The sequence below is a fragment of the Pseudaeromonas sp. HNCC25DJ182 genome, from assembly GCF_055413365.1.
Genome location: NZ_JBVAYG010000002.1, coordinates 146,964 through 167,876, shown reverse-complemented (window position 1 = coordinate 167,876; position 20,913 = coordinate 146,964). Strand labels below are relative to the sequence as shown.

Below are 20,913 nucleotides of genomic sequence, written 5' to 3'. Positions count from 1 at the left end.
TACGCTTCGCAACATCAACCCTTGAATATCAAATAGGCGGCGATTGCCGCAACCACACAGGACCAACCAATCCAATCGATGTACTGGCGCAGTTTATGTTCCATGCGCGCTCCGCCCCACTTCATGAGTGCGGCGACCAGAAAAAAACGTGCACTTCGCGAAATAATGGACGCCAGCATAAACGGCAACAGCGCCATTTGCATCATACCTGCCGTCACGGTGAACAATTTATACGGGATGGGTGAAAAGCCGGCTAGAAAAACCACCCAGAAATCCCAATGTTCAAACCACAACTTGATCAACTCGAACTTCTCCTGGTAACCCAGGAGTTCAATGGCTGGCAAAACAGCTGCCTCGAACAACCAGAAACCGAGAATATAGCCAGCTAGACCTCCCAGTGCCGAAGCCATCGCCGCCACCAGCGCATATCGCCATGCACGTTGCGGTTGAGCCAGACACATGGGCGCCAACATGACATCGGGCGGGATCGGCCAGAAGACTGACTCCACAAAACTATTGATCGCCAGGAACCAAATCGCGCGAGGATGTCGGGACCATTGGATCATCCGGGTGTAAAGATGGGAAAAAAGCTTCACAACAGTTCCCCGTGCACCAAGGGTACAAAGCGCACAGCTTCGAGGACTTGGGTGCGGACTCTCATTCCCGACTTTTCAATCAGCAACAACTCCTGCCGACTCTCACCGACCGGAATAATCAGCCGCCCTCCATCCCGGAGCTGATGGATTAAGGCATCCGGGACCATTCTAGCCGCTGCGGTCACAATGATGGCGTCAAAGGGTGCCTTGGTCGGCCATCCAGCCCAACCATCTCCGTGCCGGGTGGAGACATTGTGCAGGTCCAGACGCTGTAGGCGTCGCTTGGCTTGATACTGTAGTGTCTTGATGCGTTCCACGGTGTAAACATGACCGACCAACTGTGCCAGCACTGCTGTCTGGTATCCAGACCCCGTGCCAATCTCCAGTACTGTCGTAGGCTGAACCATCATAAGTTGTTCGGTCATCCGGGCCACCATATAGGGCTGGGAGATGGTCTGACCAAAACCGATCGGCAACGCCATGTTCTCCCACGCCTGATGGGCAAACGCCTCGTCGACAAAGGCTTCACGAGGAACATTCGCCACAGCAGCCAGTACCCGCTCATCACGGATGCCCTGATTCAGTAACTGCTTGATAAGTGGTTGCACCGCATTGTTACGCAACAATAATCACAGCCCCTCAATCCACGTTTGCAAACCTGCCAGATGCCGGTAGGCGGTGATATCCACCTGTAACGGCGTAATCGAGACATATCCGGCTTCAATAGCAGCAAAGTCGGTACCCTCTCCCGCATCCTGCGTTGCTCCCGGGGGGCCGATCCAGTAGATCGGTCGGCCACGGGGATCCTGCTCCACAATCACGGCTTCTGCCGGATGTCGACAGCCTAACCGGGTCACTCGCACTCCCTTAATCTGTTCCAGCGGCAAATCGGGAACATTGACGTTCAGGATCTGATCCGCAGGAAGCGGCTGCGTCATCAGTGCTTGAACCAATAATCGGGCGTAATAAGCCGCCGAAGCAAAGTGCTGGCCTCCGACTAGGGACACCGCTATTGCGGGTAGTCCCAGATGCCTCCCTTCCGTAGCGGCTGCCACAGTACCCGAGTAAATTACATCATCGCCCAGATTTGCACCGTGATTGATACCGGAAACGACCAAATCAGGCGCTGGCTTGAGTAGTTCATTCACCGCCAGGTGTACACAATCAGTTGGCGTGCCTTTCACGGCGATAAAGCCGTTGTGCGCCATGGTCTCGACACGCAGTGGATTCTCCAGCGTTAACGAGTGGCTCGCACCACTATGATTGCGATCCGGAGCCACTACCACCACCTCTGCGATGGCACTCAGCGCCTCACTCAGTGCCAAGATCCCTTCGGCATGAACGCCGTCATCATTACTGACCAGAATCTTCATGACCATCGGCCTGCTCAACCAGCACCAACTCCCGGATGACGCTCGTGGCATAACAGCCTGCAGGAAGCCAGAAGCTCAGTTCCAGGCCCTCCTCTTGCCACTGCCAGCTCCAGTTCATCGGTTTCAGGATCAGGGGACGACGCTCCTGATTCAGACCGGCAGCCTCCAACCCCTCTTTCCAGCTGGTAAAGGCTTCCAGCTTGCCGGTTTCAAAGTCCAGAGCATCCCCTTGAGAGCCAGCCCGTCCACGCCCCCACAAGGGGGCCGTGAGTTGCAGATCGCCTTCTTTCAGGCGTTGAGTCAAGGCTTCGCTCACTTCCGGCTCACTGAAGAAGGAGTGGGTCCCAGCCAGCATCAGGCAATCCCCGGCCAGCAGGGTTTCGGACAACCCGGCGGCCAGTCGCTCGCTGACCAGATGGTTAAACAGATAGCTGCGGGCAGCGGATAGGAAGAGTGAGCGCTTATCGCGGTCCTTGATGCGCTTGCCCTGGAACATCGACTCGGCAGCTTCCAGATTATTACCGCCCCGACCAAAGCGTTGATCACCGAAATAGTTAGGGACACCCTGCTCCCCAATCGCAGCCAGACGCGCGTCGAGCTCGGAGCTCTGAGCCAGATCTCGCAGCAGAATGCGGAAATTATTGCCTTTGAGGGTACCGGTACGCAGTTTACGTGAATGACGGCTGCGCTTGAGGATCTGGATGGTCTCACTTTCCACCGAGCTTAAATCTGGCTCATCCTTACCCGGCACATGGATGCCGAACCACTGCTCGGTCACGGCATGGCGATCCTTGAGCCCCCCCCAGGTCACGGCACTGCGCTGCACACCCGCGGCTTTGGCCAGCAGGCCTGCGACCCAGGCGGTGTTTTCCCCACGCTTGCGCACGTAGACCAGGATATGTTCTCCGGCACCGTCCGGTTCGAAGCCCATGTCTTCAATGACCACAAAATCTTCCGGCTGTTGCTTGAAACGCGCCGAGTGTTGTGGTTTTCCGTGCAGATAATTCCACTCAGGTAAGCTCATGCTTTCACCACCAATACGACTGCTTCCACGGCTATACCCTCTTTACGCCCGGTAAACCCCAACCGTTCGCTGGTGGTGGCCTTGACGTTGATCTGTTGAATGGTGGATTGAAGGTCGGCAGCCATGACAGCGCGCATTCCCTCAATATGGGGCGCCATCTTCGGCGCCTGTGCGATGATCGTGACGTCCAGATTTCCCAAACGGTATCCTTCGGCTTGCACCTTGGCAAAGACGTCTCGCAGCAGGATGCGGCTGTCGATGCCTTCATAGGTCATATCATTATCCGGAAAATGACGACCGATATCCCCGGCCGCAATCGCCCCAAGCAAGGCGTCCGAGACCGCATGCAAGACCACATCGCCATCGGAATGAGCTAACAACCCCTGTTCATAAGGCACCGGAACCCCGCCCAACATGCAGGGGCCTTCACCGCCGAATTTATGTACATCAAAACCATGACCAATACGAATCATGCACTTGCCTCCTGCTGGCTGAGAAATAGTGCGGCCAGTGCCAAATCCTCCGGACGGGTCACCTTGAGATTATCGGCACGCCCTTCCACCATCAGGGGGTGCCAGCCGGCCAACTCCATGGCCGACGCTTCATCGGTAATAACAGCACCGGATTTCAACCCCTGCTGCAAGGCTGCTTCCAATTGCCGGGTCCGGAAAAACTGCGGTGTCAGTGCATGCCACAGCTGATTGCGGTCAACGGTTTTCTGGATCCGTCCGCTCGCATCGCTGCGTTTCATGGTATCGCGCACCCGGTTGCCCAGAATGGCGCCATCTTCTGCCAATCCGGCATGGATCAAGGCATCAATATCCTGATGGGTAATGCAGGGTCTGGCCGCATCGTGCACCAACACCCAATCACTCTCGACCAGAACCAACCCTTGCAGTACAGAATCAGCTCGCTCAGCGCCTCCCGTAGTGATGAGAATGCGCGGATGACTGGCCACCGGCAGAGTGGCAAAGAATTCGTCATCGGCGGCGATCGCCACCACCACCCGTTCGATACGCGGGTGACCGAGCAGGCGCTCCAGGGTATGTTCAATCAGGAATTTTCCAGCCAGTGGTAAGTATTGCTTCGGACAACTCGCCCCCATACGGCTGCCCACACCGGCAGCCGGAACCACAACGGTAAAAGTCAGCATCATCAATCGCTCTTGGGTAGGGAACTGGGCAGGCTATTGGCTTTGCCATCTTTTGGCAAAATACGATAGAAGGTCTCTCCAGGCTTGATAAAGCCAAGATCGTTGCGGGATAACTCCTCGATGGCTTCCAGACCGCTCTTGAGATCATCAATCTCTTTGTAGAGCATCTCGTTGCGTTCTTTGAGTTGTTGGTTATCAGCCTGCTGGCGCAGCACATTGTCCGAAGTCTGGCGGTATTCCACCAAGCCATTCTTGCCAAACCAGAGTTGCTGTTGCAATAAGCCCAACACCAGCATCAGAACAAGGGTAAATAGTCGCATCGGTGATCCTCCCGGCGGCATAGTTTCCCATATTACGGCGCAAAAGAAAGCCCCGCCGTTTGGCGGGGCTTACATAGGCAAGTTAAGCAACAAACGGATTAGGCTTGGTTCTTAACTTCTTTCAGACCGCGGAAAGGAGCCTTCTCACCCAGAGCTTCTTCGATACGGATCAGTTGGTTGTACTTGGCAACACGGTCAGAACGGCTCATGGAGCCAGTCTTGATTTGACCAGCAGCGGTACCAACAGCCAGGTCGGCGATGGTAGCGTCTTCGGTTTCACCGGAACGGTGAGAGATAACGGCGGTGTAACCGGCATCCTTGGCCATCTTGATGGCGTTCAGAGTTTCGGTCAGAGAACCGATCTGGTTGAACTTGATCAGGATGGAGTTGGCGATGCCGTTGTCGATACCGCGCTTCAGGATCTTGGTGTTGGTTACGAACAGGTCGTCACCCACGATCTGGATCTTGCTGCCCAGCTTCTGAGTTTGGTAGGCGAAACCTTCCCAGTCAGATTCGTCCAGACCGTCTTCGATAGAAACGATCGGGAACTTGGTGGTCAGCTCTTCCAGGAAGTCAGAGAAACCGTTAGAGGTGAAGATACGACCTTCGCCCTTCAGGTTGTATTCTTTCTTCTCGGCATCGTAGAACTCGGAAGCAGCACAGTCCATGGCTAGGGTGATGTCGGTACCCAGCTTGTAACCAGCAGCAGCAACAGCTTCAGCGATAACTTCCAGAGCTTCAGCGTTGGACTTCAGGTTAGGAGCGAAACCACCTTCATCACCAACAGCAGTGTTGTAACCCTTGGACTTCAGAACCTTGGCCAGGTTGTGGAACACTTCAGCGCCCATGCGGACGGCTTCTTTCAGAGTCTTGGCGCCAACTGGCTGGATCATGAACTCTTGGATGTCGACGTTGTTGTCAGCGTGCTCACCACCGTTGATGATGTTCATCATTGGCAACGGCATGGAGTAAACACCGGCAGTGCCGTTCAGTTCAGCAATCCAGGCGTACAGCGGCTTGCCTTGGGCAGCAGCTTCAGCCTTGGCGTTGGCCAGGGAAACAGCCAGAATCGCGTTGGCGCCGAAGTTGGATTTGTTTTCAGTACCGTCCAGATCGATCATGATTTGGTCGATGGCAGCCTGGTCCTTGGCATCTTTGCCAACCAGAGCAGCAGCGATCGGGCCGTTAACAGCGCCGATTGCCTTCAGAACGCCCTTGCCCAGGAAGCGAGACTTGTCACCGTCACGCAGTTCCAGCGCTTCACGGGAACCAGTAGAGGCACCAGACGGAGCAGCAGCCATACCAACGAAACCACCTTCCAGGTGAACTTCGGCTTCTACAGTCGGGTTACCGCGTGAGTCAATGATTTCACGAGCCAGTACTTTAACGATCTTAGCCATTGTATCGATCCTCGATGTTTGAAATAAAACAACACTAAAGTTGCAAAAAAATGCGGCTGCGAAACTATGCCCACGGCCGCGGATTTTGTCGACTTAATTTAGGTGGCGTTTCTGGTATTCACCTGCCGCCCGAATGAAGCCTTCGAATAACGGATGACCATCCCGCGGCGTGGAGGTAAATTCCGGGTGGAACTGCACCGCCACGAACCATGGGTGATCCGGGATCTCGATAATTTCGACCAGTTTTTTGTCGGCTGACAGACCGGTCACTTTCAACCCGGCCGCTTCAACTTTCGGCAGCAAGGTATTGTTCACTTCATAGCGGTGACGATGGCGCTCATAGATAGAGTCATTGCCATACATGGCGCGAACCTTGGAGCCATCCGCCAGGTGGCACAGCTGGGAGCCCAGACGCATGGTGCCGCCCAGATCCGAACCTTCAGAACGCTGCTCGACCTTGCCTTCGTCATTGATCCATTCGGTGATGAGACCCACGATCGGATAAGGGCTGTCCTTGCGGAACTCGCTGGAGTGAGCCCCTTCCAGGCCGGCCACGTTGCGGGCAAATTCGATCATCGCCACCTGCATCCCCAGACAGATACCCAAATAAGGGATCTTGTTCTCACGGGCATATTTGGCGGCCAGGATCTTGCCCTCGACGCCGCGCTCACCAAAACCGCCAGGAACCAGGATCGCATCCAGCCCGGCCAGGACTTCGGTACCCTTGGTCTCGACATCCTGGGAGTCGATGTACTTGATATTGATGCTCAGATGGTTCTTCAAACCGCCATGCTTGAGGGCTTCGTTAACCGACTTGTAAGCATCCGGCAGGGAGACATATTTGCCGACCATACCGATGGTGACTTCACCACTGGCATTGGCCTGTTGGTAAATAACCTTTTCCCACTCGGAGAGATCCGCTTCACCGCAACTCAGACCGAAGCGATCGACCACCAATTGATCCAGACCTTGAGCCTTGAGCATGGCCGGGATCTTGTAGATGGTGTCCACATCCTTCAGCGAGACCACAGCCCGCTCCTGCACGTTACAGAACAGGGCAATCTTGGCACGTTCGTTGGCAGGAATGGTCCGGTCAGAGCGACAGATCAGAATGTCCGGCTGGATACCGATGGAGAGCAATTCCTTGACGGAGTGCTGGGTAGGCTTGGTCTTCACCTCACCGGCCGCAGCCAGATAAGGAACCAGGGTCAAATGCATGAACAGGGCGTTGTTACGACCAATATCCACCGCCAGTTGGCGAATGGCCTCGAGGAATGGCAGGGACTCGATATCGCCGACAGTACCGCCGACTTCGACGATGGCCACATCCTGACCTTCGGCGCCAGCGACCACCCGCTCCTTGATGGCATTGGTGATATGCGGGATGACCTGAATGGTCGCGCCCAGATAATCACCACGACGCTCTTTGCGCAGCACATCGGCATACACACGGCCAGTGGTGAAGTTATTGCGGCGACTCATTTTGGTGCGGATGAACCGCTCATAGTGGCCCAGATCCAGATCCGTTTCGGCACCGTCTTCGGTCACGAAGACTTCACCGTGCTGGATTGGACTCATGGTGCCCGGGTCCACGTTGATGTAAGGATCCAGCTTCATGATGGTGACCTTGAGGCCACGGGCTTCCAGAATGGCCGCCAATGAGGCTGCTGCAATGCCCTTACCCAAGGATGAAACCACCCCGCCTGTCACGAAAATATATTTAGTCGTCATGCTGAACCTGAAGATGTTTAGGAATTACACGGGTGCGTGTCGGAGGTGTATCAAGACGGGGTCATAGTATAGCAAAGGCACCACTCCCTAACAACGGACAAAAATTTAGCAATCATCCGTGTTCGAGGATTTGCGTTACATCAACTTTGTTCCGATTGTTTGACCCTTTGCCACGCTTCTTCCATCTCATCGAGTGTGACATCGCGCAAAGTTTGACCTTTTGCCTGGATAATTGCTTCCACACCGCGAAAGCGGCGTTCGAATTTGGCATTCGCCTGACGCAGCACCTGCTCGGGATCTTTTTTCAAATGCCGTACCAGATTGACCGTGGCAAACAGCAGATCCCCAAGCTCATCGGCAACCTTGGCTTCGTCCCGTTCGACCTGCAGTACCTCGTGCATCACCTCGTCAATCTCTTCATGCACCTTCGCCACCACGGGACCCAGCGTATCCCAGTCAAATCCAACCGCCGCACAACGTTTCTGGATTTTGTTCGCCCGGGTGAGTGCCGGCAATGCCAGCGGGATATCATCCAGCGCACTCAGCGCGCTGGCATCCTTTTGTTGCCGTTCCCTCGCTTTTTCCGCTTCCCAATTGGCGTTGACTGCGGCGGTATCAGCAAACTCGGCCTCGGCGAACACATGAGGATGACGGCGGATCAGCTTCTCGCTGACAGTATCGACGACAGCGTCGAAGCCAAACAGCCCCTGCTCACTGGCCAACTGACAGTAGAAGACCACCTGAAACAGCAGATCGCCCAATTCGCCCTTGAGGGCCTCCAAATCGTGCCGCTCTATGCTGTCGGCGACCTCATAGGCCTCCTCCAGGGTGTAAGGCACTATACTGGCAAAGGTCTGCTTTTTATCCCAGGGACATCCCTGTTCCGGATCCCGCAATCGGGACATGATGGTCAGCAGATCATCGAGCTGGTAACGGCATTGAGTCATGGTGAGGTCCATTGAAAAAAGGGGCCGAAGCCCCGTTAATTTTTTAGAGGGTTTACAGCCGCTTGGCGCTGACTACATCGTTCATCTGGTTGATTTTTGACAACATGCGATTAAGCGCCTCGATGTTGTAGATCTCCATGTCGATATCGATATCGGCAGTCTGCATCTTGACGTTAGAGCGCGAACGCATACCCAACACGTTGATCTTTTCGTTGGCGATGATGGTGGTGATATCCCGCAGCAGGCCGGATCTGTCATTGGCCGTGATACGGACTGTCAGGGTATAGCCGCCGGAGTAACTCTCGCCCCACACCGCCTCAATCATCCGTTCTGGATTACGCCGCATCAGCTCCTTGAGCTGCTCGCAATCCTCACGATGCACCGAGATGCCCCGGCCCTGGGTGATGAAGCCTATGATGCCATCCCCTGGGATCGGCTGGCAGCAACGCGCAATATGGGTCATCAGGTTACCAACCCCTTGCACCACGATATGCCCCTTGGGCTGACTCTGGACCCGGTTTTGGCTCTTCTGTTCCAGTTGGGCCAACAGCTTCTTCTCTTCCTCCTCCACGCTCGGCTTGTTGAGCTTGGTCTCGAAGAAGTTCATCAGTTGATTGATGCGGATATCGCCGGCGCCGAGGCCGGCCAGCAGATCCTCGTGATCGTGAACGTTGTAGCGCGCGTACACCTCACGCAGCATCTGCGCCTGGACTTCCTTGCTCAGATGGAAGCCATGACGTTCCATCTCTTTTTCCAGCGACTCTTTGCCGGCCAGAATGTTCTTGTCCCGATCCACCTTGCGGAACCAGGAGGTTACCTTGGCCCGGGCACGGCTGGTACGCAGGAAGCCGGTGTTCGGGTTCATCCAGTCCCGACTGGGATTGGGCTCTTTCTGGGTGATGATCTCGATCTGATCCCCGGTCTGCAACGTATAGGTGAACGGCACGATACGGCCATCCACCTTGGCACCGATACAGCGGTGACCGACCATGCTGTGTACCTGATAGGCAAAATCCAGCGGCGTGGCACCGACTGGCAAGTCCACCACATCGCCCTTGGGGGTAAAGACGTAGACCCGATCCTCGAACACCTGGGTGCGCAACTCGTCGACCAAGGATCCAGATTCGACCATGTCCTCTTGCCAGGCCAGCAGTTTGCGCAGCCAGGCAATACGCTCTTCGTAACCGGAATCCTTGCCCTGAGCCCCGCCCTCCTTGTATTTCCAGTGTGCGGCTATGCCCAACTCGGCATCCTGATGCATCTGTTCGGTACGGATCTGGATTTCGACCGTCTTGCCCTCCGGGCCCAGTACCACGGTATGAATGGATTGGTAGCCATTGGGCTTCGGGTTGGCGACATAGTCGTCAAATTCACGCGGAATATGGTGCCACTGGGTATGCACGATCCCGAGGGCGGCATAGCAGTCCTGCAAGCGATGGGCGATCACCCGTACCGCGCGCACATCGTAGAGGTCGGAGAAGCTCAGCTGCTTCTTCTGCATCTTGCGCCAGATGCTGTAGATATGTTTCGGTCGCCCGTAGACATCGGCCTGCACCCCGGCCAGTTGCAAGGCTTGCTTGAGCTCCTCGACGAAGCGATGAATATAGCGCTCGCGATCCAGCCGCTTCTCATCCAGTAGCTTGGCAATCTGTTTGTAGGTATCCGGGTGCAGGTAGCGGAAGGAGAGATCCTCCAGCTCCCATTTCAGCTGACCAATGCCCAAGCGGTTGGCCAGCGGGGCGTAGATATTGGTGATCTCCTTGGCGACTAGAACCCGGGTCTCTTCGTCGGCATTTTTCACCTCCCGCAGGCAAGCGATGCGCTCGGCCAGCTTGATCACCACGGCGCGAACGTCTTCGACCATGGCCAGCAGCATACGACGGACATTATCGATCTGGGTGTCCGAGACTTCGCCGGAATTCAGGCTTTGCAGGAAGCGGATAGCTTCCATGTCGATGACCCCTTTGAGCAACTGGGCAATGGTCGGACCAAAATCCTCTTCGGCCTGCTCCAGGGTCAGGTGTTTGGCTTCAACATGAGGGTAAAGGATCGCCGCACGCAGGGTCTCCATATCCATGTGCAGGGTCAACAGGATACCGACCATCTCGGCACTACGACTGGCCAACCGCATGGCTTCGCTATCGGTCTCGCCCAGCCGGGTCTGACAATAAGCGAATACTGAATGCAGCGTATCCCGTTCCTCTGCCGCCAGTGGCAGCGTATCTGTCCACTCCTGCAAATTGAAACCAGTCTTCAGATGTGTATCCCGTACCGCAACCATGGGCATTGATCCTTATTTTTCGTGCTCTATGCGTGCTGTTCGAACAACAGTATGGTCTCGACATGACCGGTATGCGGGAACATATCGAACAATCCCCACCGGGTCAGACGGTATCCTTCGGCGTGCAACCGCTGGCAATCCCGTGCCGCAGTCACCGGATTGCAAGAAACATACACAAGGCGCTTGGGCGCCAGTTTCAGCAGATGGGGCATGGAGCCTGCCGCACCCGGGCGTGCCGGATCCAGCACCACCAGACTGAAGGGTTCCTTGGCCCAGGGCGCATGGACAAAGGGTTCATCCAGATTGCTCTGGAAAAAACGGACATTACTCAGGCCATTGCGCTCGGCGTTCTGCCGGGCCCGCAACACCATCTCCATCACCCCTTCGACCCCGACCACCTCTTTCGCTCGTCCGGCCAGTGGCAGGGTGAAATTCCCCAGACCACAGAATAGATCCAGTACCTTATCTCCAGCCTCCGGAGCCAGCCAGTCCAGAACCTTAGCCACCATCTGCTCGTTGATGGTGCGATTGACCTGCAAGAAGTCACCAGGCAAGAACCCGATGCTCAGCTCGCCTAACCGGTAAAAAGGTGCCTCGCGACTGGTCAGCGGCAGCGGCTGATCGGCGCATTGCAGGTAACAAGCTAACTGATGTTCAGCCGCAAATTCCCGGAGCAAGGCCAGATCGCCCTCCCCCGGCTGGCCATTATGCCGTAGTAGCATCAGCGGGCCGTTATCAGCCTCACAGAGTTCGATATGGCCTAAATCCCGGAATGATTTCAACTGGTTACATAATGTCCGCAGCGGCTCTATCAGTACCGAGAGCGATGAAACTAACACAGGGCAGGCGCTGACTTCTACCAAGTCATGACTCAGACGGCGACGAAAGCCAACTTGGGCACGGCGGGCTTTCTTGTCATATTTGATCGCCAACCGGCAGACCCGCCGATAGCGTTGATCGTCCGCCGTGATGGTAAATTCCGGCGCACCCAGTTCATAACCGGCCAGACGACTGAACAGACTCTGTACACCGGCGACCTTGGTCTCGTGCTGGAGAGCCAGCGGCAGGTGCTGGGTACTGCAGCCACCACACTGCTCATAGTGCGGACAAAAGGGAGTTTGCCGCTCCGGCGATGGGGTCAGAATTTTCTGGAGCTGGGCAAAGCCGTGCTGCTTCTTGTCATCGGTCAGACGCGCCTTGATGAGTTCGCCCGGCATGGCCCCCTCGACGAAAATGGTCTTTCCCTGATGACGGCCGATGCCGACACCGTGCAGATCCAGGCGATCGATCGCCAGTTCCAGGGTCGAGGTTTGTTTGGGTTTGGGCTGGGGCTTGAAAAACTGGGCCATAATGCTTGGTGCCTCGGAATGGCTATGTCATGATTGCTCGCGCTTTAGGTCCTTCATTGTCCCACAAGAACCCGACTATGACCAAATATGGCCTCCGCGCACGGGTGCTGGCATTCACCATACTGCCGACCCTGATCATAGGTAGCCTGCTCGCCGGTTACTTTACGTTTCACCGGCATCAGCAGCTCGAAGAGTACATCATCGAGCAGGGCATCAGCGTCATAGAGCCGTTGGCCATCGCCAGCGAATATGGCATGAAACAGAATAGTCGTGAGTTGCTCAAACGGCTGCTCGGATTGACCCATCGCAAAAACTCCTCCTTTATCAAATCGATTGCCGTCTTTACCAAAGACAACCAGCTGTTCGTCACCTCGAATTTTCATCGTGAGCTGAATATGTTGCGGTTACCCAAGGACGCGACGATCCCTGAGTTGACCTCGGTGGAGTATCTAAATGATTTCATCATTTTGCGCACCCCGATCCTGGAAGAGGTCACGCTCACAGAAACCGATCTGCTGGAAAGCAAACCCCAAGCGGTGGTGGGCTATATCGCCATCCAGATGAACACGGATCGCGCCATCATCATCCAGTATCGCGATACGGCGCTGGCTATCCTGGTGGTACTGGCCAGCCTGGTGCTCAGCCTCTATTTCGGTCTGAATCTGGTGAATGTGGTCATCGATCCAATCAACCGCATGGTGCGTGCCGTCTACCAGATCCGTGAGGGTCGACTGGATACCCGGGTACGAGGCCATATGCAGGGCGAGCTGGATATGCTGAAAAATGGCATCAACGCCATGGCCAAGGCGATCGCCGAATATCACAACGAAATGCAGATGAACATCGATCAGGCGACCTCGGATCTACGAGAGACTCTGGAGCAGATCGAGATCCAGAACGTCGAGCTGGATATGGCCAAGAAACGAGCCCAGGAAGCAGCTCGGGTCAAGTCGGAGTTCCTGGCCAACATGTCCCACGAATTACGGACCCCGCTCAATGGCGTGATCGGTTTTGCCAAGCAGTTGTTCAAGACGCCGCTCTCCAGCAACCAGAGTGACTATCTGGGTACCATCGAAAAATCGGCCAAGAACCTACTCAACATTATCAATGACATCCTCGACTTCTCCAAGCTGGAAGCAGGGAAGCTGTCGTTGGAGCAGATCCCCTTCAGCCTGCGGGATGTGGTGAATGAAACCATGACACTGCTCGCCCCCAGCGCCCATGACAAGGGGCTCGAGCTGTCACTGCGGGTACACAGCGAGGTGCCGGATCTGCTCTCCGGCGATCCATTGCGCCTGCAACAGGTGCTGACCAACCTCACCGGTAATGCCATCAAGTTCACCGAGCAGGGCAACATCGACGTCACCATCAGCCTGCAAAAAATGGTCGAGCACAATCAGGTCCCTCTGCGGATCCAGATCCGCGATACCGGCATTGGCATGAGCCAGCAGCAACAACGCCAGTTATTCCAGCCGTTCAATCAGGCCGATACCTCGATCTCCCGTCGCTATGGCGGCACCGGTTTGGGGCTGGTCATTACCCAGAAACTGGTACAGCAGATGGGGGGAACGATCGAAGTCGACTCCACTCTGGAGCAGGGTTCGCTGTTTACCATTACCTTGGGTATGCGTCTGGCGGGCTTGCCTCAGGAGGAGATCCAGCTGCACAAGTCGCTACAGGACGAACCCGTGTTGCTGATCGAAGCGGATCCCTGGGCACGGGCCGCCTGCGAAGCGCAGTTGCTCGAGTGGAAGATGCGAGTCTCCAGCGTCGCCAACCTGGCCGCCGTGGATACCCTGCAGCAACGCCACTTCATCACCCTGCTGATGGGCCTCTCCTCCACCCCGGATCTACAGGCCATTCAACGACAACTCGAGCAGTTGCCCTGCCACTTTGACCGCCTGGTCTTCCTGCTCAACTCCCATGATCCCAAGCTACAAGAAGCCTTGCTTGGCATGGGAGCCAGCTATTGTCTGAGCAAGCCGGTTCCTCACAGCAAATTATTAGCCGCCTTGCTGGCACCCCAAAGTTTTACTCCCAGCCACCCGGCACTGCCGATCGCGAAACCCAAGCTGGCGTTGAATGTGCTGGCAGTGGATGACAACCCGGCCAACCTGAAGCTCATCACCGCCATGCTGGGCGATCTGGTGAGCGAGGTGCACTCTTGCCAGAACGGCCGTCAGGCCGTCGAACTCGCCCAACGGCTGGAGTTCGATCTGATCTTTATGGATATCCAGATGCCAATCCTGGATGGCATCAGCGCGGCCCAAGCCATTCATCAGGAAGGGTGCAACCAGCAGACCCCGATCATCGCTGTAACCGCACACGCCATTCCGGGCGAACGCGAACGCCTGATGGCACAGGGGATGGATGAGTATCTGGCTAAGCCCATCGATGAGAATCAGCTGGAGCACTTGCTACAGCTATTTACCCAGCCATCATCCTTGGTCGTACCGGGCCTGGAGCTGGAGAGCCAAGCAATCGCGCCATCCCCTGCCCATTCAGCCACGCTCTCGGTTGCCGCGGCCTCGACCGAAGGCAGCCAGGGTCAGCTCTATGATGCACTGCTCGCTCTGCGCCAGGCAGCTGGAAAACCCGAACTGGCCCGGGAGATGCTCGACTTGCTGCTGGCTTCGCTGCCGGAGACGCAGGCTCTGCTGGCGCAGGCCAACACTCTGCCCGTCACCGAGCTGCAAGCCGGGATCCACAAACTGGCGGGCGGAGCGGCTTACTGCGGCATGCCGAGCCTGCAGGCGCTCTGTCATCAGCTGGAAAGCGCCCTGCGTCACGGCGCAAGCGCCGAGACTCTGGAGCCGGAGCTGCTGGAGTTGCAGGATCTGCTGCTGCAAATTCAGACCCTCGTCCGCTCCTAAGACGGATAACGAGACAAGAACTTGCCAGTTTGACTCGAAATGAAGAAGGCAGCCCATGGCTGCCTTCTGTCTGTGCGGCACAACAATTAGCGGCTCTGGCGCGCTTCGATCATCAAGCGTTTCATCTCGGCAACTGCGGTCGGCAACCCTTCAAACACGGCCCGACCAATGATGGCGTGACCAATGTTCAGCTCCTCCATCTCGGGGATGGCGGCAATCGGCTTGACGTTATGGTAATGCAGACCATGACCGGCATTGACGCGCAGCCCCAGGCCATGGGCGTAACGGGCAGCATCCTGGATGCGTGCCAGCTCTTCGAGCTGTTCGGCAGTGGTCGTCGCATCCGCATAACGGCCGGTGTGGATCTCGATGTAGGGAGCTCCGGCCGCCACGGCCGCATCAATCTGACGCCGGTCGGCATCGATAAACAGCGAGACCTGGGTACCAACCGCCGCCAGGCGCGCGATCGCGGCCGCGACCTTCTCCGGCTGACCGGCGACATCCAGCCCGCCTTCGGTGGTGACTTCGGTCCGTTTTTCCGGAACCAGACAGACGAAGTGGGGCTTCACGCGACAGGCGATATCCAGCATCTCGTCGGTCACAGCCATTTCCAGATTCATCCTGGTTTGCAGCGTCTGCCGCAGGATCTCCACGTCACGATCCGTGATATGACGGCGATCCTCGCGCAGATGGACGGTAATGCCATCGGCTCCCGCCTGCTCGGCCAGGGCAGCCGCCAATACCGGATCCGGATAGCTGGTGCCCCGGGCGTTGCGCAGAGTGGCCACATGGTCGATGTTCACACCCAGAAAAATCTCGCTCACTGCATTTTCCTCGCTGAAAGATGTTGGAATAGTTCCCGGCTCTTCAGGGGCCGGTTGCCCAGGTAGGGCTTGAGGGCCTGACGGCAAAACCGCTTGGCGGCTAGCAACTCATCAGCCGTTTCGAGACAGCCAGAGCCCATCGCCACCAGATGCCGCCCCTCGTAACGATCCATGCCTGACCCGTTCCCTGGGGCCTGCACAAAACCGTACTCCGCACGATACAGATAGTGCAGCTGTGGCTCAATGGGCAAGCCGCTCAGGGCATCTGTCGAAAAATCGAGCCCATAACCGAGTGCCTCCAGCAGCAGCAGCTCGAACTGCCGCAGCACCGGCTCGGGAGAGTCACCTCCGGTTAACAGCTGGAGTGCCTGACGGTAGTAATCGAAAAGTTCGTGATAGGGGGTTTGCCGCTCCAGCAGGTAGTAGAGCAGCTCATTGAGGTAGAGGGCGCTATAGAGCGATACCTCGCGCAACTGGAGAGGGGGTCCCTCCACCTCCAGGTGTTCCAGGCTCTTGAGTTCGCCTTTTCCCCGCCAGCTAACCGACAGCGGAGTAAAAGGTTGCAGCAGGGCCTTGAGCGGTGAGCGGGCGCGGCGGGAGCCCCGGGCCACCAGCGTCTGGCGGCCCACTCCGGCACAGAACAACTCCACCAGCTGGCTAGTCTCCCGATAGGGACGGGTATGCAGCACAAACGCCAGCTGCCGCTCCATGGGGGTATCCTTAGTCGTCGCCGTAACCGAGACTGCGCAGGGCGCGCTCGTCATCGGCCCAGCCGGACTTGACCTTGACCCACAACTCCAGGAACACCCGGGTTTCGAACAGACGCTCCATATCCATCCGGGCTTCCGTGCCTATGGTCTTGAGCTTCTCACCCTTATTGCCAATCACCATCTTCTTCTGTCCATCCCGCTCGACCAGGATCAGACCGTTGATATGGAACAGACCGTCCGCTTCGACCTTGAAGCGTTCGATTTCGACGGTGACTGAATATGGGAGCTCTTCACCCAGAAAACGCATCAGCTTTTCACGGATGATTTCCGAGGCCATGAAACGGGAGCTGCGATCCGTGATGTAGTCATCCGGGAAGTGGTGTTCCCCGACCGGCAGCAAAGCACGGGCCATGGAGCGGATCTTGTCGACATTGGTGCCCTTCTCCGCAGACAGAGGCAATACGTCGGCAAAGTTCATCTTTTGCGACAGCATCTGGATATGGGGCAGCAACGCCTCCTTATCATCCAGCAGATCGATCTTGTTGATGGCCAGTACCACAGGGCAACGCAGGTGCTGCAGCTTGCTCAGCACATGCTCGTCATCGGAGGTCCAGCGTGTGCCCTCCACCACAAACACCACCATTTCGACATCACCGATGGAGCTGGTCGCCGCCCGGTTCATCAGGCGGTTGATGGCGCGTTTTTCTTCCTGGTGCAGACCGGGCGTATCCACATAGATAGTCTGGTAAGCTCCGTCGGTATCGATACCCAGAATGCGGTGCCGGGTCGTTTGCGGCTTCTTCGAGGTGATGCTGACCTTTTGCCCCAGGATCTGGTTCAACAGGGTGGATTTGCCAACGTTAGGACGGCCAACGATGGCGATAAAACCGCAATGGGTCTGCTCTGTCATTTGAATTGCTCCAGGGCTTTTTCGGCCGCGGCCTGTTCGGCTTTGCGACGGCTGGAGCCCACGCCGATTACGGTGGCGTCAACGCCCTCGATCTCGCACTGTACCGTGAACTCCTGATTGTGGGCCTCTCCCTTGACCTTGATGACCACGTAGCTGGGCAACGGCTTGCGTTTACCCTGCAAAAGCTCCTGCAGACGTGTTTTCGGATCTTTTTGATCGGCTCCCGGGCGGATTTCGTCCAGACGAGGCGCATACCAAGCCAGTAGCAACTGCCGTACTGGTTCCATCCCCACATCCAGATAGATAGCCCCGATCAGCGCCTCGACGGTGTCCGCCAGGATCGACTCGCGACGGAAACCACCGCTCTTGAGCTCGCCGGGACCAAGGATCAGGTATTCACCCAGATCGAACTCCCGCGCCAGTTCGGCCAAGGTTTTTTCACGCACCAGGGTGGCCCGCATCCGGCTCATATCGCCTTCGCTGACATCCGGAAAGCGGTGAAACAGCACTTCGGCAATCACCAGACTCAGGATGGAATCCCCGAGAAACTCCAGACGTTCATTGTGGCGCGACCCCGCGCTACGATGGGTGATAGCCCGCTTGAGCAGGTCTTCATCGACGAAGCTATGACCCAGTTTTCGTTCCAGTCGTTTGAGCTTGTCCATCACTGGATGCCACCTATACGATTGAATCGGACACCGGTCGGGATCCAGCCCGGGATGGGTGAGCCCGGATCGCGCTCAAACTCGAAACTGATCCAGATAAACACCGCTTTACCCACCAGATTACGCTCCGGAACAAAGCCCCAGAAGCGACTGTCCTTACTGTTATCCCGGTTGTCGCCCATGGCGAAGTAGTGCCCTTCCGGCACCACCCACTCATCGGCCTCATTACCAGGCTGATGGAAATACATGGGCACATAATCAGGTTGCTGCGGATTCTTCAGGATCCGGTGGCTGACATTGCCCAACTGCTCCTGATAACGCTCCAGTGGTACACCACCCTGGATAAAGTCACCGCTGTTGAGGAAGGTCTGCTCGACCTTGGCAATCGCCGGGCAATCCTGGCTACCCGCACAAGCTGGCTGGATAAACAGCTGCTTGTTGCGGTAGATGATGCGATCCCCGGGCAAGCCCACAACGCGCTTGATGTAGTCCACGGTTGGCTCTTCGGGATATTTGAATACCACCACATCACCGCGCTTCGGGTGTCCAGTCTCCAGCAAGGTCCGGTTATTCAGTGGTTCCTTGACGCCATAGGCAAACTTTTGCACCAGAATGAAATCCCCGACCAGCAGGGTCGGCATCATGGATCCGGACGGGATCTGGAATGGCTCGAACAAGAAGGAGCGCAATACCAACACGGCGGCGATGACCGGAAACACCCCTTTGCACTGTTCTACCCAACCCGGCTCACGCATCAGCGTCTCTATGGTGCCAGCATCCAGCGCCTTGCCAGTGGCCGCTTCTGCTTTCAACACGCGTCGTTGCCGCCACCGCAGCAGCACGAAGCGGTCCAGCAACCACACCAGACCGGTCAGCAGCGTGGCGCCGATCAGTAACAGGGAAAAGGTATTGGCCATCAATTACTATCCTTACCGACATGCAGAATCGCGAGGAAGGCTTCTTGCGGCACATCCACACGCCCCAGGGACTTCATCCGTTTCTTACCTTCTTTCTGCTTGTTCAGCAGTTTCTTCTTCCGACTGACGTCACCACCATAACACTTGGCCAACACGTCCTTACGCATCGCCTTGACGGTGCTGCGAGCAATGACATGGTTGCCAATCGCGGCCTGGATGGCAATGTCAAACATCTGCCGGGGGATCAGCTCGCGCATCTTTTCGACTAACTGACGACCGCGGAACTGGGCATTGTCCTTGTGGGTGATGATGGCCAGCGCGTCGACGCGCTCACCATTGATCAGAATATCCAAGCGCACCATGTCAGCCGTTTCGAAACGCTTGAAACCATAATCCAGTGACGCATAACCGCGGCTGGTCGATTTCAGACGGTCGAAGAAGTCGAGCACCACTTCAGCCATCGGGATTTCATAGGTCAATGCCACCTGATTGCCATGGTAGACCATGTTGGTCTGCACACCGCGCTTCTCGATACACAGGGTAATCACGTTGCCGAGGTATTCAGACGGTACCAGAATATGACACTCGGCAATCGGCTCGCGCACTTCGACGATACTGGTGATCGCCGGCAGCGCGGATGGGCTGTCAATGTGGATGGTGGTGCCATCGGTCTGTTCAATCTCGTACACCACGGTCGGTGCCGTGGTGATCAGGTCCAGATCGTATTCCCGCTCCAGGCGCTCCTGAATGATCTCCATATGCAGCATGCCAAGGAAGCCACAACGGAAACCAAAGCCCAGAGCCGTCGAGCTTTCCGGTTCGAAGAACAGGGAGGCATCATTCAAGGAGAGCTTGTCCAGCGCATCGCGAAACGCTTCATAATCTTCCGAGGAGATCGGGAACAGACCGGCATAGACCTGCGGCTTGACCTTCTTGAAGCCGGGCAGCGGCTTGTCGGCACCGTTCTTGGCGTGGGTCAGGGTATCGCCCACGGGAGCGCCGTGAATATCCTTGATACCACACACCACCCAACCAACCTCGCCGCAAGACAAGCTATCGGTGTCCTTGCGCTTCGGGGTCGAGATGCCGAGACGATCGACGCCCCACACCTGACCGGTACTCATCACCTTGATCTTGTCGCCCTTTTTCAGGTTGCCGTTTTTAATGCGAACCAGAGAGACAACCCCCAGATAATCATCGAACCAGGAGTCAATGATCAGCGCCTGCAGCGGAGCCTCGGGATCCCCTTCGGGTGCCGGAATTTTCTGGACTATCGTTTCCAGCACATCGTCCACGCCCAGGCCCGTCTTGGCGGAGCAACGCACCGCGTCCATGGCATCGATACCGACGATGTCCTCGATCTCCTCGGCCACTCGCTCGGGCTCGGCTTGTGGCAAGTCGATCTTGTTGAGCACAGGCACCACTTCCAGATCCATTTCCAGAGCTGTGTAGCAGTTGGCCAGAGTCTGTGCCTCAACCCCCTGACCGGCGTCCACCACCAACAGAGCCCCTTCACAGGCGGCCAGCGAGCGGGAGACCTCATAGGAGAAGTCGACATGGCCCGGGGTGTCGATGAAGTTCAGTTGGTAGGTTTGACCATCTTTGGCCTGGTAGTTCAGGGTCACACTCTGTGCTTTGATGGTGATGCCGCGCTCGCGCTCGAGATCCATGGAATCAAGCACCTGCTCTTGCATCTCGCGATTGGAAAGACCACCGCAGATCTGGATCAGGCGGTCGGAGAGAGTCGACTTACCGTGGTCGATGTGCGCAATAATGGAGAAGTTTCGAATCTGTTTCATGGCTTATTCAGTCAATAGGTAAGCGTCACCTGACGCATAGA

19 protein-coding genes are annotated in these 20,913 nt (G+C 56.6%); 1 reads left to right on the top strand and 18 read right to left on the bottom strand.

Annotated features, from left to right (window positions below; translation table 11 throughout):
• Positions 1-14 precede the first annotated feature (14 nt).
• The 12 genes from ACZYUB_RS02630 to rlmD form a co-directional block, all read right to left on the bottom strand.
• Entirely contained in the window at positions 15-596 is a 582-nt protein-coding gene (locus tag ACZYUB_RS02630; protein ID WP_463945309.1) for a YqaA family protein, read from the bottom strand.
• The gene (locus ACZYUB_RS02625) at positions 593-1,219 is read right to left on the bottom strand and encodes a protein-L-isoaspartate(D-aspartate) O-methyltransferase (RefSeq protein ID WP_463945525.1); all 627 of its coding nucleotides are present in this window, start codon (positions 1,217-1,219) and stop codon (positions 593-595) included. The genes ACZYUB_RS02630 and ACZYUB_RS02625 overlap by 4 nt, the downstream gene beginning before the upstream one ends.
• 6 nt (positions 1,220-1,225) lie before the next feature.
• Positions 1,226-1,969 (bottom strand): 5'/3'-nucleotidase SurE, encoded by a 744-nt coding sequence (surE, locus tag ACZYUB_RS02620; RefSeq protein ID WP_463945523.1) that lies wholly within the window; start codon positions 1,967-1,969, stop codon positions 1,226-1,228.
• Entirely contained in the window at positions 1,950-2,993 is a 1,044-nt protein-coding gene (gene truD, locus ACZYUB_RS02615) for a tRNA pseudouridine(13) synthase TruD (protein WP_463945307.1), read from the bottom strand. The genes surE and truD overlap by 20 nt, the downstream gene beginning before the upstream one ends.
• Entirely contained in the window at positions 2,990-3,466 is a 477-nt protein-coding gene (gene ispF, locus ACZYUB_RS02610) for a 2-C-methyl-D-erythritol 2,4-cyclodiphosphate synthase (protein WP_463945305.1), read from the bottom strand. The genes truD and ispF overlap by 4 nt, the downstream gene beginning before the upstream one ends.
• On the bottom strand, positions 3,463-4,146 hold the full coding sequence (ispD, locus tag ACZYUB_RS02605) for a 2-C-methyl-D-erythritol 4-phosphate cytidylyltransferase (protein ID WP_463945521.1): 684 nt from the start codon (positions 4,144-4,146) through the stop codon (positions 3,463-3,465). The genes ispF and ispD overlap by 4 nt, the downstream gene beginning before the upstream one ends.
• 2 nt (positions 4,147-4,148) lie before the next feature.
• A complete protein-coding gene (gene ftsB, locus ACZYUB_RS02600) occupies positions 4,149-4,466 on the bottom strand; it encodes a cell division protein FtsB (protein WP_463945303.1) in 318 nt (105 codons plus the stop codon).
• A gap of 98 nt (positions 4,467-4,564) precedes the next feature.
• On the bottom strand, positions 4,565-5,866 hold the full coding sequence (gene eno, locus ACZYUB_RS02595; RefSeq protein WP_463945301.1) for a phosphopyruvate hydratase: 1,302 nt from the start codon (positions 5,864-5,866) through the stop codon (positions 4,565-4,567).
• A 93-nt stretch (positions 5,867-5,959) separates the two neighbouring features.
• Positions 5,960-7,597 (bottom strand): CTP synthase, encoded by a 1,638-nt coding sequence (locus ACZYUB_RS02590; RefSeq protein WP_460884194.1) that lies wholly within the window; start codon positions 7,595-7,597, stop codon positions 5,960-5,962.
• A 140-nt stretch (positions 7,598-7,737) separates the two neighbouring features.
• Positions 7,738-8,544: a nucleoside triphosphate pyrophosphohydrolase gene (gene mazG / locus ACZYUB_RS02585; RefSeq protein WP_463945298.1), complete on the bottom strand. Its 807-nt coding sequence runs from the start codon at positions 8,542-8,544 to the stop codon at positions 7,738-7,740.
• Between the two features lie 52 nt (positions 8,545-8,596).
• Positions 8,597-10,825: a GTP diphosphokinase gene (gene relA, locus ACZYUB_RS02580; RefSeq protein WP_463945296.1), complete on the bottom strand. Its 2,229-nt coding sequence runs from the start codon at positions 10,823-10,825 to the stop codon at positions 8,597-8,599.
• A 26-nt stretch (positions 10,826-10,851) separates the two neighbouring features.
• Entirely contained in the window at positions 10,852-12,174 is a 1,323-nt protein-coding gene (gene rlmD, locus ACZYUB_RS02575) for a 23S rRNA (uracil(1939)-C(5))-methyltransferase RlmD (RefSeq protein WP_463945294.1), read from the bottom strand.
• Positions 12,175-12,251: 77 nt separating this feature from the next.
• Between rlmD and barA the strand changes: the two genes are divergently transcribed.
• Positions 12,252-15,047: a two-component sensor histidine kinase BarA gene (barA, locus tag ACZYUB_RS02570; protein ID WP_463945292.1), complete on the top strand. Its 2,796-nt coding sequence runs from the start codon at positions 12,252-12,254 to the stop codon at positions 15,045-15,047.
• Between the two features lie 86 nt (positions 15,048-15,133).
• Here barA and pdxJ read toward each other — a convergent pair whose 3' ends face one another.
• Genes pdxJ through lepA form a run of 6 tightly spaced genes read right to left on the bottom strand, consistent with a single transcriptional unit; the run spans position 15,134 to position 20,872 of the window.
• Positions 15,134-15,871, bottom strand: a complete 738-nt coding sequence (pdxJ, locus tag ACZYUB_RS02565; RefSeq protein ID WP_463945290.1) for a pyridoxine 5'-phosphate synthase — start codon at positions 15,869-15,871, stop codon at positions 15,134-15,136.
• Entirely contained in the window at positions 15,868-16,581 is a 714-nt protein-coding gene (recO, locus tag ACZYUB_RS02560) for a DNA repair protein RecO (protein WP_463945288.1), read from the bottom strand. Before recO ends, pdxJ begins: the two co-directional genes overlap by 4 nt.
• A 10-nt stretch (positions 16,582-16,591) precedes the next feature.
• Positions 16,592-17,491 carry a GTPase Era gene (gene era / locus ACZYUB_RS02555; RefSeq protein ID WP_463945286.1) on the bottom strand — a complete coding sequence of 300 codons (900 nt, stop codon included), beginning with the start codon at positions 17,489-17,491 and terminating at the stop codon, positions 16,592-16,594.
• On the bottom strand, positions 17,488-18,156 hold the full coding sequence (rnc, locus tag ACZYUB_RS02550; protein WP_463945284.1) for a ribonuclease III: 669 nt from the start codon (positions 18,154-18,156) through the stop codon (positions 17,488-17,490). Before rnc ends, era begins: the two co-directional genes overlap by 4 nt.
• A complete protein-coding gene (gene lepB, locus ACZYUB_RS02545; protein WP_463945282.1) occupies positions 18,156-19,073 on the bottom strand; it encodes a signal peptidase I in 918 nt (305 codons plus the stop codon). Before lepB ends, rnc begins: the two co-directional genes overlap by 1 nt.
• The gene (gene lepA, locus ACZYUB_RS02540; protein ID WP_463945280.1) at positions 19,073-20,872 is read right to left on the bottom strand and encodes a translation elongation factor 4; all 1,800 of its coding nucleotides are present in this window, start codon (positions 20,870-20,872) and stop codon (positions 19,073-19,075) included. The genes lepB and lepA overlap by 1 nt, the downstream gene beginning before the upstream one ends.
• Positions 20,873-20,913 lie beyond the last annotated feature (41 nt).